Below are 16320 nucleotides of genomic sequence, written 5' to 3' on the forward strand. Positions count from 1 at the left end.
GGGAAACGCCATGTCACACGATCTCGCTCTCAGCCGCGCGCAACGCGGCAAGTTCCGGCGCATTCTGGCATCCGCGCTCGTAGGCAACATGCTCGAGTTCTACGACCTCTTCATCTACGGATTTCTCGCCGCCATCATCGCCAAAGTGTTCTTTCCGACAGGCGACGCCTACACGTCGATGCTCGCCACCGCCGCGACCTTCGGCATCAGCTACTTCATCCGGCCGCTCGGCGCGGTAATGATCGGCTCGTACAGCGACAGACGCGGACGCAAGGCCGCGATGATGCTCACCATCTGGCTCATGGCGCTCGGCACCTTCGTGATAGCCTGCGCGCCGACCTACGCAATGCTGGGCGCAGGCGGCACACTGATTCTCGTGTTCGGCAAGTTCCTGCAGGGCTTCTCGGCGGGCGGCGAGTTCGGCTCGACGGTGTCGTTCGTCACGGAGCACGCGCCCAAGGGCATGAAGGGCTATTTCGCGAGCTATCAGGTGGTTGGCATCGGACTGGCGACGGGGCTCGCGAGCATCGTGGGACTCGTGACGACGCGCCTCATGACGCCCGACACGCTGTCGTCATGGGGATGGCGGGTGCCGTTTCTGATCGGCCTCGCGATCGTGCCGTTTGGCTACTGGATTCGCCGCCGTGTCGACGAAACGCCGGAATTCGAAGCGAGCCGCCACGAGCACAACCCGCTGCGTGAAACGCTCGCGACCTCCAAGGCGCGCATCGCGGCCGCGATCGGACTCTATTCGCTCGCCGCATCGACCAACTATCTGCTCGGCGTGTTCATCCCGCTGTATGCGCACAAGGTGCTCGGCCTCTCTGCCGGCGATTCGATGCTTGGAGCGATCGGCTATTCGATCGCGCAGATTTTCCTGCCGCCCGTGTTCGGCGCGTTGTCCGATCGCGTCGGCCGGCTCACGCTCATCACCGCGGGCACGCTGCTGACCGCCACGCTTGCGATGCCCGCGTTTCATCTGATGGTCGCGCAACCGACGGTAGGCGTCTACGTGTTCTGCATCACCGGCCTCACCGCCTGCGTGATGGTGTTCCAGGGTGCGATGCCCGCCTTTGTCGCCGAGTTGTTTCCGCACGGCACGCGCACGACCTGCATCGCGATCGTGCATAACCTGACCTTCGCCGTGTTCGGCGGGCTGTCGCTGATGATCTGCACGTGGCTCGCCAACGAAACCGGCAGCAAGTTCGTGCCCGCGTGGTACGTGATGGTCACCGCCGTTCTCGCGCTTGGCTGTATCCTCTGGTTCAGATTGCGCTCCCAAAGCGCGCACATCGAGGAAAGCCGCGCGCTGAACAACGCGTGACATCACCGGTCTTGCAGTGCGGGCCGGTTCGCCTGATTGGCCCGACCCCGACCCGACACGACATTCGATGAGACTCAGGCACATAGAAGTGGTCAACGCGATTCGCGTGACGGGCACGCTGAAGGCCGCCGCTGCGCTGCTGTCGCTCACGCAGCCCGCGGTCACGCAGATCCTGCAAAGCGCGGAACGGCAGTTGGGTTATCCGCTCTTCGAGCGTACGCGCGGCAAGCTGATTCCGACACGCGAAGCGCAGCGCCTCTTCCCCGAGATACTCAAGCTCGACGAGCAGCTGCACGCGGTTCAGCGTCTCGCGGACAACCTGCGCGGCGGCACCGACGAATCTTCGATCCGCGTGCTCGCCGCGCCCGCGCTCGCTCAGACCGTCGTGGCCGATGCCGCGCTCGCGTTCGGCGAAATGCATCCGAACGTGAAGCTGTCCGTGCGTTCGGACTACTCCGCGACGGCGGTGGCGAACATCGCGCTGATGGACGCGGACGTCGGCGTGCTTTATCACAGCGTCGCGCATCCGGCGATTCGCGAGACGGAACTCGCGTCGAGCCGGCTCGTGTGCGTGGGTCATCCCGGCGTGCTCGACGATGCCGATGAAATCGGACTCGCCGCGTTCGACGGACGCGAGATCATCGGCCCCGATCCCGACGATCCTCTGGGGCGTCTTCTCAACAAGCGCTTCGAGGAACACGCGATCGACGTGCGCGCGACCATCACCGCCCAGTCGTATCATTCGCTCATCGCGCTGGCGGCGCGCTCGCCGCTCCTCACCATCGTCGACGAACTCGCGGCACTTTCCGCGCGGGAGATCGGCCTCAACGTCGTGCCGCTCGCGCCGGAAATTGCGATTCCCGTCGTGGCGAGTTTCGCAATCAGCGGCGAGCGTTCCGCGCTCGTCGAGCAATTCGTTCAGGTTTGCAGGAAGCTCATGCGCGCGAAGCTGAAGCCGCGCGGCGTCTGACCGTTCATCCTTCTTCGACATCCGATTCATGACCATTCGACACTTCAATCCATCACGCGGCACACGCGGCATGGCCGTCGCGCCGCATTCGCTCGCCGCGCAGAGCGCACTCGGCGTGTTGCGCGAAGGCGGCAATGCAGTCGAGGCGATGATCTCGGCGGCCGCGACGATCGCGGTCGTCTATCCGCACATGAACGGTATCGGCGGCGATGGCTTCTGGCTGATTTCGCGCCCGGGCCATGAACCGGTCGGCATCGAGGCGTGTGGCGCGGCGGCCGCGGCGGCGACCATCGCGCGATATCGCGAACTCGGGTTGGACCGCATTCCGCATCGCGGACCGCTCGCGGCGAATACCGTCGCGGGCACGGTCTCCGGCTGGCAGGCGGCGTTCGAGTGGTCGCAAAAGACCTTGAACGGCCGCTTGCCGCTCGCGCGTCTGCTCGACGATGCGATCGCCTACGCAACGAACGGCGTGCCCGTCACCGACAGCCAGGCCCGCTGTATTGCGGCCAAGCGCGACGAACTCGAAGGCGTTCCAGGTTTCGCGGACACGTTCATGCCATCGGCATCGGCGCTTCGCGCGGGCGATCGTTTCACCCAACCGCGCATGGCCGGGACGCTCGCACAACTCGCGCGCAGCGGGCTCGACGATTTCTATCGCGGCGATCTCGCACGCGACATGGCGCGGGAGTTGAACGCGCTCGGCAGTCCGCTCGCGCTCGCCGATCTGGAGGGTCATCGCGGGCGCGTCGTGACACCGCTCGCCGTCGCGCATTCGCTCGGCACGGTCTACAACATGCCGCCGCCGACACAGGGGCTCGTGTCGCTCATCATCGTCGGTCTGCTCGATCGCGTGCTGCGCGACGACATGGACCCGCTCGGCCCCGAGTACGTCCACGCATGCGTCGAAGCGACGAAGCTCGCGTTCGCGATCCGCGATGCGCACATCACCGATCCGGATCACATGGATGTCGATCCGCAAGCGCTGCTCGCGCCGGACCGGCTCGACGCAATGGCCGCGCAAATATCGACGGATCGCGCCGCGCCCTGGGGCAACGGACTCGGTCCCGCCGATACGGTGTGGCTCGGCGTTATCGATGGCGATGGCGTGGCGGTGAGCTTCATCCAGAGCATCTATCACGAGTTCGGCAGCGGCATCGTGCTGCCGTCGTCCGGCGTCAACTGGCAAAACCGCGGCTGCAGCTTTTCGCTCGATGCAGCGTCGCGCAATCCGCTGATGCCGGGGCGTCGGCCATTTCACGGCGCTCGCGCGATTCAACGACGGCCGCGTGATGGTCTACGGCAACATGGGCGGCGACGGCCAGCCGCAATCGCAGAGCGCGGTGTTTACGCGCATTGCGCGGTACGGCTGGAATCCCCAGACCGCAATCGATGCTCCGCGCTGGCTGCTCGGACGCACATGGGGGCAGGCAAGCGATTCGCTCAAGCTCGAAGCGCGCTTTGGCGACGAGACCATCGCCGCGCTGCGACGTCTCGGTCATGAAGTCGATGTGCTCGCGCCCTACGACGAAACGATGGGTCACGCAGGCGCGATCGTTCGACATCCGAACGGATTCTTCGAAGGCGGTCACGATCCGCGCAGCGACGGCGCCGCAGCGGGCTGGTGAGGCACGTCCCTCGTGCGACGACCTCGCACGCATCACGGTCAGAAGGGAGCGTCACGCGCGAGACGACTCTCGTATCACCAGTTCCGGCAGCGCGGGCGCGACCGTCCGCGCGCCGCCCTTGCCCGCAAGATGCGCGAAGAGCAGTTCGACCGCCTGCGACGCCATGTCCTCCAGATGCATATCGACGGCAGTCAGCGGCGGCCGGCACGCGCGCGCACGCACGCCGTCGTAACGCGTAACGATCTTGATGTCGTCCGGCACGTGCTTGCCTCGTTGCGCGATGGCCTGCACCGCGCCGACCGCGAAGGCATCGACGAGCGCGCACAGCCCGTCCAGGTCGGGATGGGCCGAGAGCAACGCGGCGCACGCGTCGCGTCCCGCGTCCTCGCCGCCCGATTCGTCCGCGACCGCGATCACCGGCGTCATGCCGCGCGCGGCGCAGAACCGGGCATACGCCTCGCGGGCCTCGATATACGAATTGCGCGCCTGCGCGCCGATCAGCAACGCGATCTTGGTGCTGCCCTGCTCGTGCAGATGGTTCAGCAGCAGCTCGGAGGTCGCCGAAGAATGGATGTCGACATAGGGCGCCACATCGTTGCCCGGCTGGCGTCCGAGGCACACCACGGCCAGGCCACGCTCCTGCAGATGCGCAACATTGGCGTCGTCGGCGGTGGGCTCGATGACGATCGCGCCGTCGATATCCAGTTGCTCCAGCGGCAAACGTCCCGCCATTACCGGTGGCACCAGCACAAGAGCGAGGCCGCGCGTGAGCGCAGCGGAAGCCGCGACCGCGGCGACTTCCATCAGAAAGCCGAGCCGCGATGCGCCGCCCGCGATCTCGAAGGGCATCGACGAAACCAGCGCGATCGTGTGCGCCTCGCCGGTCCGCAAGCGTTGCGCGCGCACGCTCGGACGATAGCCAAGCGTCCGCGCCGCTTCCTTGACGCGCTCGCGCGTCTGCGGATCGACATAGCCCTTGTCGTTGAGGGCGTGCGAAACGGTGGTGGGCGAAACGCCGGCCAGGCGCGCGACGTCGGAAATGGTGGGCCTCGGCTTGGCCGGCGCGATGCTCTGCATGGTCCTGCTTTCCTCGCTCATGACTTTTCCCACGACGAAATCGCGACTATCGCGACCGCGACACCGATAAATTTTTCGGCTTGACAGCACCGAGATGACGCACCATTCTACGGTAACAAATCGATTTGGGGCGCTCGCCCCTTTTTCATCGCCCTACCCCAAATCGATTTGGGAAATCAAAATCACCGCGCCGGACGATCGGCCCGAGGCGCGGCATACAGGAGACAACCGTCATGGTTCACCAACCGCCGATTCGCCCCGTCGACGAGCGCCTGCCGCTCGCAAAACTCATCCTCTTCGGTTTGCAGCATGTACTCGTCGTGGCGGCATCGCCGATCACGGCGGTATTTCTCGTCGCAAAGGCGTTGGGGCTGTCGTCGGCGCTGACCGTCGATCTGATCAGCGCGACCTTTCTCGTCTGCGGGCTCGGCACGCTGTTGCAGTCCTTCGGGCCGCTCAAGTTCGGCGCGCGCCTGCCCTTCATCATGGTGCCGGGCGGCGCGCCGGTCGTGCTGTTCGTGCTGATCGCGCAGCAGACCGATCTGGCGACCGCGGCCGGCGCGACGATCCTCACCGGCCTCTGCTATTTCCTGCTCTTGCCGGTCTTCGCGCGCTGCCTGCGCTTCTTTCCGCGCATCGTGATTGGCACGATGCTGATTCTCGTCGCCATCAATCTGATCCGCATCTACGGCGTCGTGATCGTTGGCCGGCCGGGCACGGCGGAATTCGCGAATCCGCTCGGCATCGGGCTTGCGCTCGCGACGGTCGCCTTCACCGTGCTGTTCGCGAAGCTCTTCAAGGGCATGCTCGGGCAACTCGCCGTGCTGCTCGGCCTGCTCGCGGGCGCGGCCCTCGCGTGGTCGCTCGGCGTCATGAGTTTTGCCGATGTCTGGTCCGGCGCGGTCCTCACGCTGCCGACGCCGCTGCCCTTCGGTATGCCGCGTTTCGATATCGTCGCCGCGCTGCCGCTGCTGATTTTCAGCGTGATTTCGATGGCCGAAGCGACCGGCCAGACGGTCGCGATCGCGGAAGTCGTCGGCAAGGAAATCGATCCGCAGACCGAGGTGCCGAAGACAATTCGCGGCGATGCGGCGATGTCGGTGCTCGGCGGCCTCTTCGGCACATCGCTGATCATCACGAGCAGCGAGAACATCGGCATCGTGCAGGCGACGGGCGTGCGCTCGCGCTTCGTCACGGCGGCGGCGGGCGCACTGCTCGTCGTCATCGCCCTGCTCGCGCCGCTCGGCCGGCTCGCCAATGCGATTCCCGCGCCGGTCGTCGGCGGCACCGCGTTGATCGTGTTCTCGATCATCGGCGTGATGGGCATCAACCTGCTGCGCCAGGTGGACCTGCGTTCGCGCGCCAACATGTACACGCTCGCCGCCGCGCTGACGATGGGCGTGCTGCCGATCGTCGTGCCCGGCGTCTATAGCCGCTTTCCGGCGGCGCTGCAGATCGTGCTCGGCAACGGGCTCGCGATGGGTGCGCTGACCGCCGTCGTCGTCAACGTGTTGTTCGTGCATCTGAAGCTCCACTGGCGCGAACGCCCTGCCGCCGATCCCGCCGCGCCGCTCGAAGCCGCCATGCAAGACAACCGCTCCTGCCACTAAACCGATCCATCATGAAGAACCCACTGCTCTCGCCGGCCTCGCTCGAGGTCAACGAACTCTTGCTGCTGCCCGAATACGTATTGCTCGCCGACGGCCCGCAGCGCGATCACGCGGTCGTCGTCGCGCACGGCAAGTTCGTCGCCGTCGGTCTCGCCGATGACATCCTCGCGCGCTACACGCATCTCGCGCCGCTTGCGCTGCCCGGCAAGCTCCTGATGCCCGGCTTCCTCGACGCGCATCATCATCTGACGCAATCGTTCGGCAAGGCGCTCGCGTTCGGCGAGCCGTCGGAGATTTACCGGCGCATCTGGGTGCCGCTCGAAAACTGTCTCGACGAAAAGCTCGTGTATCTGTCCGCGAAGCTCGCCGCGCTCGAAGCGCTGCGCGGCGGCTTCACCACCGTATGCGATGCGGGCACGCGCGCCGCCGGCGATGCATCGGCGATCGCCGCCGCGACGCAGGAAGCCGGCGTGCGCTGCGTGCTCGGCCTCATCTGCAACGATCTCGCCGACGATATCGACGCTCGCGCCCGAGCCGCCATCGTCGTGCGGGCGCAGCAGCATCTGGCGCGCTGGGATGGGCACGCGCTCGTGCATCCGTCGCTGGCGATCTCGGTGCCGGAAGCCGGCTCCGACGGCATGCTGCAAACCGCCGCCGCCCTGTGCGCGGATGCGGGCGCGGTGTTTCAGACGCACGCCAACGAGCATCTCGCGTCAGTCGAGCGTTCGATCGTTCGTCGCAAGTTGCGGCCCATCGAGCATCTGCATTACGCGGGAGCGCTCGGCCCGCAGACGCTGATCGCGCACGCGACGCTCGTCACGCCGTCCGAGCTGAACCTGCTTGCGCACACGGGCGCGGCCGTCAGCTACAACCCGGTCGCGAGTTCCTGGAAAGGCAACGCGGTCGCGCCCGCCTTGCAGATGGCCGCGCTCGGCATCCGCTTCGGCCTCGGCACCGACGGCACGCGCAGCGACGCGTTCCGCCTCGTCGATGCCGCGGAAACCGCGCAGCGCTTCGCCTTCGGTCTCGCGAGCGGCGATTCGTCGTGCGGCGGGGGCGAACTGTGGCTCGATCGCGCGTTGCGCGGCGGCGCGGATGCGTTGCGTCTGAATGCCCTCAGCGGCGAGATCGCGGCGGGAAAGGCGGCGGACTTTCTGCTCGTCGATCTCGACGTGCCCGAGATGCGGCCATCGTGGGATCTCACATGGGAACTCGTGCGGCTTGCCAACCGCAGTCAGATCGACGCTGTGTTCGTCGCCGGCAAGCTGCGTCTGTGGCAAGGCTGGCCGACGGACTGGGACGCCCGCGCATTCTTGAGAGAAGTCGATGACATCGCGCGCGAAGTCGTCGCGCAGGCGCCGATCCAACGCGTGCACGTAGCGCCGTCGCTGCAACCGCTGACCCAAACGCCCCTGCCTACCGTGGAGTAAATTCGCCGTGAGTCTCACCATCTTTGCAGTGCTCGCCGCCACCGTCGCGATAGCCGCCTTCATTCAGGGCGCGGTCGGCGTCGGCTTCGCGCTGATCTGCGCGCCCGTGATCGGGCTGATCGAGCCAGGTCTCCTGCCGGTGTCGCTCCTGATTTTGATGCTGCCGTTGAACGTCTATCTCGCGTGGCGCGAGCGTCCCGCGCTCGATTCGAAAGGCACGCTGTGGATCACCGTCGGCAGGACGGCGGGCGCGGTGGCGGGCGTATGGATCATCTCGCGCATCTCGGCGCACGACCTCAATATTTTCATCGGCGCATCGACGATCGCCGCCGCCGTCGCGACGCTGTGCGCGCCGAGCTTTTTGCCGGGCCGCAATGCGTTGATGGCGGCGGGCGCGGTGACGGGCATCACCGAAACGGCTACGGGCATCGGCGGTCCCGCGCTCGCGATGGTCTTCCAGCACTATCGCGCGCCGGCGCTGCGCTCGACCATCGCAATGTGCTTTGCGATCGGCGAGGCGCTCTCGCTCGTGATGCTCTCCGTGACCGGGCAAATCACCGGCGCAAAGTTCGTGTGGGCGCTGCTGCTCGTGCCGCCGGTGATCGCCGGCGCGTGGATCAGCCAGCACGTGCATCAGCGTTTGAACGCGCGTCTGCTGCGCGTCTCCGTGATGGCGTTCGCGATCGTGTCGGGCGCGGCCATTCTGTATCAGACGTTGATGTCCTGAAGTCCTGAAGTCCTGAAGTCCTCGCCGGCCGTGCCCGGCGCTTCCCTTTTCATCGATAGCGAGACCCTTATGAACAAGAGTCTGGTTGCGCTCGCCCTTTCGACGCTGAGCGTCGCGGCGAACGTGCACGCGCAAAGCAGCGTGACGTTGTACGGCAGTCTGGACGCGGGCGTAGGTTATGTGAGCAATCTGCGCGGCTCACGCGCATTCATCGCGCAGCAAGGCACCTTGCAGGCCGATCGCTGGGGCCTGACCGGCACCGAGGATCTCGGCGGCGGACTGAAAACCGTGTTCAAGCTGGAGTCTGGCTTCTCGACGATCAGCGGCGCGATGTCGAGCGCGGGCACGCTGTTCAACCGCCAGGCGTATGTCGGCCTGAGCGAAAGCCGCTTCGGCACGCTCACGCTCGGGCGTCAGACGGACTTTCACTTTGAGATGCTCGGGCCGCTCTCCACCGCTCAGACGCTCGGCGATTTCTCGGCGTTCCATCCCGGCAATATCGATGGACTCGGCAACACGGTGCCGGTCGAATTGTCGAACACGGTGAAGTTTCGCAGCCAGAATTTCGCGGGCGTGACCGTCGGCGCGCTGTACGGTTTCACGAACCAGTCGAGCAGCACCACGGGGCGCAGCTTCAGCTTCGGCGCGACGTATGGCTATGGGCCGCTCAACCTTGCGGCGGCGTATTCGGAGTATCGCGACCGCGCGTTCAATCTCGCGAACGGGCTGGGTCTCACCAGCTTCGAGGGCGTCGCGCTTCCGACCAGCGGATCCTTCGTCGCACAAAGCGTGAGGAACGCGGGCATCGGCGGAAGTTATCAGATAGGACGCGTGCAGTTGCATGCGCTGCTGACGCAAGTGCGCATCGAGGCGCGCGGACGTTCGGAGAACTATCGCACCATCGATGGCGGCGCAAACTTTCAGTTCACGCCCGCATACATGATCGGCGCGGGCGCGTGGACCACGACGCTCGATGGACAGCGCTGGACGCAGGTGACGATCGCCAACGTCTATTCGCTTTCGAAGCTCACACAGCTATACGCCGACGTAATGGTCGAGCAGGCTTCGTCGGGCGCGATCGCGAGCACGCTAGGCATCGGTCCGTCGTCGTCGAACCGGCAGACGGTGGTGCTGGCCGGCATCCATCACCTGTTTTGAAGGGTCGCGCGTGCGGACGTTGCCCCGGGTCACGGGTTCTCATGCGCGCGCTCGATAGGATCACTCCCTGTTCACGCAGTCGCGGAACGCAAACTGGATGCCGGCGCTCTGCGTGCAAATGGGCGATTTCGCTTTGAGTCCGCCTACGGACATGAACTGACGCCTTTCCGATGACGGGCAGCAGGTCTGAAGCTCAGCTTCCCGTGGACATGCAATCAAATGGTGAAGGACAGAGAAATCGGACCTGCGAAGCAAGCTGCCCGGCCAACCCTGCGGGCAAGATCCTGCTCACAAGGTGTTTCTACCTCCCGGCGGATAGTGACGCTCATGCAGACGCATCAAATGTAGTAGGGATGCAGCTAGAAAGCTGTCCGGACAAGGCCGTGCGTTCTCCTTGCCTATGAGGCCGCAGTCAATCCTGTCAGCGATTTTCAACAGTAACTAAGACGAGGCGAAGACTTAACGAAACGTCGGTGCACGTTTTGTCCGGGCGAACGACGTCTCTGTCCATTGAGAGGAGTGCGGCTAAGGCTCTAAATTGGTGTCACTGAACCCAGCGGGCGCTTGCGAGAAACAAGGTTACCTCGCGCGCCAACGCGGCCGACGATACCGCCAGCGGAGCGGTTGTTCGGGCGCATCTAGAGGAGACACCGTCATGGCCCATCAGATAACCCTCCGTTTTGAGGACGGAGTGACCCGCTTCATCGAGTGCAAGGAAGGCGAGCGAGTCACCGACGCCGCCATTCGCGCCAAGATCAATATTCCACTCGATTGCCGTGATGGTGTGTGTGGCACCTGCAAAGCGGTCTGCGAGTCCGGCGAGTACGTTCTGGGCGACTGCGTCGAGGATGCACTTAGCTCCGAGGAGGCGAGCGCCCGCAAGGTTCTTACCTGCCAGATGAGCCCACATTCCGACTGTGTGATCCAGATCGCCACGAACTCCGACGTCTCGGGTACCGGACCGTCCTCCCACAGCGGACGAATCGTCGCCTGCCAACGGGCGTCAGACACCACGATCGCTTTCTCTGTCGAGCTCGAGAATCGCGCAGATCTCAGCTTCCTGCCGGGGCAGTATGTCAACATCCGTGTGCCCGGCACCGATCAGACACGATCCTATTCCTTCAGCTCGGGGCCGTCCGAGCCGCACTTGTCCTTTCTCGTGCGCAATGTACCCCAAGGGGTGATGTCGGGATGGCTCCGCGAAACCGCAAAAGTCGGAGATTCAATCGATTTTCGCGGCCCGCTCGGAAGCTTCTACCTGCGCCCGATCGAACGGCCGGTGCTGTTTCTGGCGGGTGGTACGGGCCTCGCGCCATTTCTCTCGATGCTGGACAAGATCGTCGCTGACGGCGGCAGTCCGTATCCGATCCACATGATCCTGGGTGTGAACAGCGATGCGGATCTGGTGGGCATTGACCGGCTCGAAACCTATGCGCAGCGCCTGCCGAACTTCACCTATGCCTGCACCGTCTCCAGCCCCGACAGCGTCCATCCCAACAAGGGCTACGTGACCGGCCACATCAGCGCTTCCCAGCTCAACGACGGAGACGCGGATGTCTACCTCTGCGGGCCGCCGCCGATGGTCGATGCGGTGCGCGATTTTCTGTCATCCGAAGGGCTGACGCCGCGCAACTTCTATTACGAAAAGTTCGCTGGCACCGGCCTCGTGGTTCAGACCGGCGAGGAGCGCATCGCTCCTGTCGATGTCGATGAAGCCTTCGACCTGCGCATGGCGCTCGAACTGGGAGCGGCTCAATTGACCATGGGACGGCTGTCGAGCGAGCAATTGACCGTCTTCCGCCAACTCGCCGAGGCAACGGCGCCGTTCGTGTCCGGGCGGCGCTTTACCGACGTTCCGCGCTATATCGAGGCAAACCACGCCTTCCACATGTTCACGGTTGAAGCTTCCGGGAACACCCAGCTTATCGCGCTCTACCGGCAACTTGCCGTGCAGGACTACATCGCTCGCGCGCTGACCGACCAGATCGAGATAGTCGGCGATATCGTCCAGCAGCACCGGGACATCGTCGCCGCCTTCGAACTGGGCAACCTGAACGCGGCACGGGACATCATCGCGCTGCACGCACTGCACTCCAAGGCCACGATGAGCCGGGCGCTGGAGCGTATGACGCTCGGCAAGACCGCACCGGTTGCCGCAGTGCCACCCACTGCCCGTTCTGCACGGCCTGCCGTGCCGCAAAGCGCGCCGCAGATTTGCCCATTTACGGCCAAGACCCTTCCGCCTTATTCACATGAACTGAAGTGGCCGGACGGGCTTGAACCATTCAAGGTGGTCGATGACGGCTCGCAAGGCGACCCTTACGAGCACTACCGCTGGATGCGGGAGCACGCGCCGGTTCTGCGTTGCCCGTCGGCGACTTCGGACGTGTGGTTCCTGTCGCGCTATGACGACGTCTATCAGGCGATACGCAATCCGAAGCTGTTTTCTTCCGAGGTCGTCAGTCCGCCTCCGCTCACGTTCCTGACACTGTTCGACGCGCCCGATCATTCGCGGTTACGCAAGGTCGTCCAACCGTCTTTCCTGCCGCTGTCTCTCGATCCCTTTATCGATCAGATCGGTCAGAGGGCGGAGGATTTGCTTGACGCGATGATTGCCAAAGGTGGCGGTGATGTCGTCAACGATTTCGCCATCCCGCTCAGCATCTCGACCATCTCCACGATGATCGATGTGCCGAACGAGGATGAAGAGAAAATGAAGTTCTGGTCGGACGAGACCTTTAGCTACTTCGGGCGCCTCGCCCGCAATGCGCCGGGGACCGGCACCGACGAGCAGAGCGCGCAGGCTTTCTTCGCTTACCTGAAAGAAGCGATGGAGCGCCTCGCTCGCACCGACAGCCAGTCGATCGGCGGGCATATCGCGCGCATGTGGAAGGACGGGTTGCTTTCGGAAAAGGAAGCGAAGGAGCTATGCGCCTTCGTCTTCATCGCCGGGCATGACACGACGACTATCCTTGTCGCCAACGCTTTTCGCATGTTCACCGAACAACCGGACCTGCTGGGGCGGATCCGCGAAAACCCCGCCGACGCTGACCGTTTCGTCGAGGAGGTGGCGCGCTATCGTGGGACCGTCCAGCGCGTGAGCCGCATCACCACCGAGGCCACCACGGTCGCGGGTGTTGATCTGCCCAAGGGCGCGGTGGTGCGCTTGCTGCTGTCGGCCGCGAACCGCGACAGCCGAAAGTTCGCCGACGGTGAGATGTTCGACATCGACCGCGATTCCAACGGCCATTTGGGTTTCGGCAACGGCATGCACAAATGCCTCGGCGCGCCGCTCGCCAAGCTGGAGACGCTGATCGCGACGAAAGCTCTGGCCCGCAAGGTCGGCGATATCGCGCTCGATCCGACAAGGCCGATCCAGTATGTGAGGGGCAACAACCTGACCAACTCGGGCCCGGAACACCTGTTCGTGACGTTCCGCGGGGTAACGGCTTGAAGCGATGCCCGGGCGCGCGGCCGAGTCAGTCCGCGCTCCCCTTTTCCGGCGGCAGCGATCGATCATGGGCCGCGGAGCGGTATTCGGTTGGCCGCAGTCCGGTCTGCTTTCGGAAGAAACGACCGAAATAGGCCTCGTCCTGAAAGCCCAGTTCACTGGCGATCTGCTTCACGCTGAGCGTCGAATAACCGAGCAGCCGCTTCGCCTCATGGATCGAGCGTGCATCGATCGCCTCGATTGCTGACACACCGAAGGTGGCCCGGCAGATGCGCGAGAGCTGGCCGGTGCTCACGCCCATTTCGTCGGCATAGCTGGCGACCGGACGCCGCTCGCGGCAATGGCGGTCGAGCAACGCACGGAACCGCTCGATCCGCCCGGACATGGTCCGCTGCTCGGAACTGGCTGAAAGCCGGGCGCTCTCGCTGAGGCGCCCGATCTTGACGAACAGAGCAATCGTCAGTGCTGCGCCCGCGGTGAACTGCCAGCGCTCGTGGCTCTCCGCCTCGTGGCCGATGGACTGAAACAGGGTGTCGAGGGGCGTGCCGCGCTCGACGTCCGGATCGATCGACAGCACCGTCGGCGTGCGGATGAATTCCAGCAGCTCTGGCGCAGCCGTCATCGCCAGCGATTCCAGCGCAGACTGCGCGGCGGTGATGACATGACCGTCGATATCGCTGCGGAAGTGAAAGCCGTGGACCGAGCGCGCTGGCACAACGATCAGGCATGGTGCTTCGACTGCCCAAGTCTGGCCGTCGATGAAGGTCTCGCCGCCTCCCGCGGTGACGTAGAGCACCTGGATCAGCGCGTCATGGACATGCGGCTTGATGTCGAAGTCGAAACGGCCGGCACGCAGGGGAATGCGTTCGTAATGGACCATGTCGACCCAGGATTGGTCGGCTTCCGCGCCATAGAGCGCGAAATGCAGAACGGTCCGGCGGTGTTGCCGGTCATTGGCCATGATGCACGTTATGTCCTGCTCTATGTGATCTCTGTCCATTGTTCCATAGGTGCTCGGGGCGTTCAATGGCGATACAGATTTCTGTAACCAAAATCGCATCGTAAATGCGAGTGGATGGTTCGACGATGCACTACGACATCAATTGCGCGTATCCCGAAAATGTGCCTGCCGACCTCGATGATCGGACAGGATCGTTCGCCTTAACCACGCGACTGAATACACGTGCTCCCTACTTGCGAGGGTGACAGAGTCCTTCACTTGCCGGGACATACCCACATATCGCAACAAAGTCACGACAACGACATGTGCTCGTGCGACCTTTTAGGGTTCATCTCAAGAGGTCATATGAGTTTCGATTTCGCGATGCGCCTCGTTGCCGCGTTCGCTTGCGGCGTAGCCATCGGACTAGAGCGGCAATTGCGTCAGCGCACCGCTGGTCTGCGCACAATTACACTGGTTACAAGCGGAGCCTGCCTGTTTGTCACCCTCGGCATGCTCACAGGTAACGGCGTTGCGGGTGTCACGCAGATAGCAGCCTATGTCGTCTCGGGAGTTGGCTTCCTCGGCGGTGGCGTCATCATGCGCGATAAAGGCTCGATACAGGGCATCAATACAGCGGCAACCCTTTGGTGTTCAGCAGCCGTCGGCGTGCTGTGCGGGACTGGTCATTACGGACCCGCCATTGCTGGCACAGGCGTCGTGCTGATGACCAACACGCTCCTGCGAGAGCTGAGCCAAATAATCAACGCTACGCCAGTGTCTAGCGCCGACCTGGTGCGACAGTACATGTTAACCGTAGTCGGACGTCAGGAGGATGAAATTCACATTCGTACACTGCTATCGAATGCCATGGAATCACAGCCCCTATCCTTCCATAGCCTGACGAGCGAAGATGCGGCGGGCGACGCGTCCAAGGTCAAGGTGACGGCGACAGTGCGAATGCATCCGAAGGATCAGGCCAAGCTCGAACGTATGGCGAGCCGAATGAGCATGGAGCGCGGCGTCTCGAGCATCAGTTGGTCCGCGACGGATGTGGAGACCACCCCGGAGTGAAGCCATTCGTAGCCAGGGGCTGGTCATCGCCCGATTCCCGCTTTGGCAAAAGAGGGTTCCCAAGCTCGAACCGCTCAGACAGCAAAGTTACCTGCGGGGCGCCGTCGGTCACCCGCCCGGCGTCGAGATCAAAGAAGAATGCGTGGCAGTCTTCGGACGTCGATCGTGCGTGTCGGCGCTGCGCGTTACAAGGATACTTAGGTAAGTGGCGCAGTCATCGTCATTCTTGCGCTTACGCGGCGCGGAATCCACCGCACCGCGCAATTGCGCTTCGTTGGCAGGCCGCCAACTCATAAGCATCGCCCGGCTTTAGTGAACCGATACAGTGATCATATCGTTGCCCGGATGCGTTTCGTTATAGTTATCGACAGTTCCCTGAACCGGAGTTGTTGCAGCTGCGACTGCTATCCCGTTAACCGTCACGGTACATTCATCGTCGTTGTAAGTGGGTGCGTTCCACACCCCGCCCGCGGCGGCGGTCCAGTTCTGAACCCACGTTGCTACCAGTATCGGGCTCGGTAGCTTCTTGGCGCTGAACGCCTTGATTATGACTGTTGGCATGAGATGTTTCCCTCCTTCGACATGACTGGATTGACACGAGGATCCTGACGCTCCACTAGCTCAAATCGACGGTCATATCCCTGTCATTGATATTGCTTATCTGCGCGGTAATTGGTATCCGTCTGCCGTCGTCCAGCTTGAAGTTGGGGATCGTGCAATGACTGCCGACATTGAGGGCGTTCATCCCGGTGAGGACCGCGTCGATTTCGCCTTTCAGCCGGTCCGCCTCACTCGCCCCCAGAGCGATTCCGGGCCTCACGTTTCCGAAGAACACGTTCATTTATCGCCTCCTGCTTGTTTAGGTTGATCTCGATGCTCCACCAGATGCGACCGCCATTACATTGGATTACTAAGCATAATGCACCTCTTA

The 16320-nt window shown here is 63.7% G+C and carries 12 protein-coding genes and 1 pseudogene; 9 read left to right on the forward strand and 4 right to left on the reverse strand.

From position 1 onward, the window contains the following. Positions 1-10: 10 nt before the first annotated feature. The 3 genes and pseudogenes from AWB74_RS35315 (at position 11) to AWB74_RS35325 (ending at position 3922) form a co-directional block, all read left to right on the forward strand. Positions 11-1324 (forward strand): MFS transporter, encoded by a 1314-nt coding sequence (locus tag AWB74_RS35315; protein WP_061151264.1) that lies wholly within the window; start codon positions 11-13, stop codon positions 1322-1324. A gap of 67 nt (positions 1325-1391) precedes the next feature. Continuing rightward, positions 1392-2294, forward strand: coding sequence for a LysR family transcriptional regulator (locus AWB74_RS35320; protein ID WP_087039380.1), 903 nt, complete (start codon positions 1392-1394; stop codon positions 2292-2294). Positions 2295-2364: 70 nt separating this feature from the next. Continuing rightward, positions 2365-3922 (forward strand): annotated as a pseudogene (locus AWB74_RS35325) (gamma-glutamyltransferase family protein). Between the two features lie 51 nt (positions 3923-3973). Here the strand turns inward: AWB74_RS35325 and AWB74_RS35330 are convergent. Further along, the gene (locus AWB74_RS35330; protein WP_061151290.1) at positions 3974-4999 is read right to left on the reverse strand and encodes a LacI family DNA-binding transcriptional regulator; all 1026 of its coding nucleotides are present in this window, start codon (positions 4997-4999) and stop codon (positions 3974-3976) included. A 233-nt stretch (positions 5000-5232) separates the two neighbouring features. Between AWB74_RS35330 and AWB74_RS35335 the strand changes: the two genes are divergently transcribed. From AWB74_RS35335 to benC, 5 genes are all read left to right on the forward strand, one after another. Then, the gene (locus tag AWB74_RS35335; RefSeq protein ID WP_061151266.1) at positions 5233-6609 is read left to right on the forward strand and encodes a uracil-xanthine permease family protein; all 1377 of its coding nucleotides are present in this window, start codon (positions 5233-5235) and stop codon (positions 6607-6609) included. A gap of 11 nt (positions 6610-6620) precedes the next feature. Further along, positions 6621-8039, forward strand: coding sequence for an amidohydrolase family protein (locus AWB74_RS35340; protein WP_061151267.1), 1419 nt, complete (start codon positions 6621-6623; stop codon positions 8037-8039). A gap of 7 nt (positions 8040-8046) precedes the next feature. Next, complete coding sequence (locus AWB74_RS35345) at positions 8047-8766, forward strand: sulfite exporter TauE/SafE family protein (protein WP_061151268.1); 720 nt, start codon at positions 8047-8049, stop codon at positions 8764-8766. 69 nt (positions 8767-8835) lie between these two features. Beyond that, complete coding sequence (locus AWB74_RS35350) at positions 8836-9924, forward strand: porin (RefSeq protein ID WP_061151269.1); 1089 nt, start codon at positions 8836-8838, stop codon at positions 9922-9924. A 655-nt stretch (positions 9925-10579) separates the two neighbouring features. After that, positions 10580-13378: a benzoate 1,2-dioxygenase electron transfer component BenC gene (benC, locus tag AWB74_RS35355; RefSeq protein WP_061151270.1), complete on the forward strand. Its 2799-nt coding sequence runs from the start codon at positions 10580-10582 to the stop codon at positions 13376-13378. A 25-nt stretch (positions 13379-13403) separates the two neighbouring features. On the opposite strand, the gene AWB74_RS35360 is transcribed toward benC, so the two are convergent. Next, complete coding sequence (locus tag AWB74_RS35360) at positions 13404-14336, reverse strand: helix-turn-helix domain-containing protein (RefSeq protein ID WP_061151271.1); 933 nt, start codon at positions 14334-14336, stop codon at positions 13404-13406. A gap of 345 nt (positions 14337-14681) precedes the next feature. Here AWB74_RS35360 and AWB74_RS35365 point away from each other — a divergent pair, with 345 nt between their 5' ends. Next, positions 14682-15389, forward strand: a complete 708-nt coding sequence (locus AWB74_RS35365) for an MgtC/SapB family protein (RefSeq protein ID WP_061151272.1) — start codon at positions 14682-14684, stop codon at positions 15387-15389. Between the two features lie 309 nt (positions 15390-15698). On the opposite strand, the gene AWB74_RS35370 is transcribed toward AWB74_RS35365, so the two are convergent. After that, positions 15699-15950 carry a hypothetical protein gene (locus AWB74_RS35370; RefSeq protein WP_061151273.1) on the reverse strand — a complete coding sequence of 84 codons (252 nt, stop codon included), beginning with the start codon at positions 15948-15950 and terminating at the stop codon, positions 15699-15701. Between the two features lie 55 nt (positions 15951-16005). Next, a complete protein-coding gene (locus AWB74_RS35375; RefSeq protein WP_061151274.1) occupies positions 16006-16230 on the reverse strand; it encodes a hypothetical protein in 225 nt (74 codons plus the stop codon). Between the last annotated feature and the right edge of the window lie 90 nt (positions 16231-16320).

This window comes from Caballeronia arvi (assembly GCF_001544695.2).
In the GTDB taxonomy this organism is placed as follows: domain Bacteria; phylum Pseudomonadota; class Gammaproteobacteria; order Burkholderiales; family Burkholderiaceae; genus Caballeronia; species Caballeronia arvi.

Bases quoted from the DNA above. Each gene is read 5' to 3' on its own strand.
- AWB74_RS35315 (WP_061151264.1), top strand. From the start codon at position 11: ATGTCACACGATCTCGCTCTCAGCCGCGCGCAACGCGGCAAGTTCCGG.
- AWB74_RS35320 (WP_087039380.1), top strand. From the start codon at position 1,392: ATGAGACTCAGGCACATAGAAGTGGTCAACGCGATTCGCGTGACGGGC.
- AWB74_RS35330 (WP_061151290.1), bottom strand. From the start codon at position 4,999: ATGCAGAGCATCGCGCCGGCCAAGCCGAGGCCCACCATTTCCGACGTC.
- AWB74_RS35335 (WP_061151266.1), top strand. From the start codon at position 5,233: ATGGTTCACCAACCGCCGATTCGCCCCGTCGACGAGCGCCTGCCGCTC.
- AWB74_RS35340 (WP_061151267.1), top strand. From the start codon at position 6,621: ATGAAGAACCCACTGCTCTCGCCGGCCTCGCTCGAGGTCAACGAACTC.
- AWB74_RS35350 (WP_061151269.1), top strand. From the start codon at position 8,836: ATGAACAAGAGTCTGGTTGCGCTCGCCCTTTCGACGCTGAGCGTCGCG.
- benC (WP_061151270.1), top strand. From the start codon at position 10,580: ATGGCCCATCAGATAACCCTCCGTTTTGAGGACGGAGTGACCCGCTTC.
- AWB74_RS35360 (WP_061151271.1), bottom strand. From the start codon at position 14,336: ATGGCCAATGACCGGCAACACCGCCGGACCGTTCTGCATTTCGCGCTC.
- AWB74_RS35365 (WP_061151272.1), top strand. From the start codon at position 14,682: ATGAGTTTCGATTTCGCGATGCGCCTCGTTGCCGCGTTCGCTTGCGGC.
- AWB74_RS35370 (WP_061151273.1), bottom strand. From the start codon at position 15,950: ATGCCAACAGTCATAATCAAGGCGTTCAGCGCCAAGAAGCTACCGAGC.
- AWB74_RS35375 (WP_061151274.1), bottom strand. From the start codon at position 16,230: ATGAACGTGTTCTTCGGAAACGTGAGGCCCGGAATCGCTCTGGGGGCG.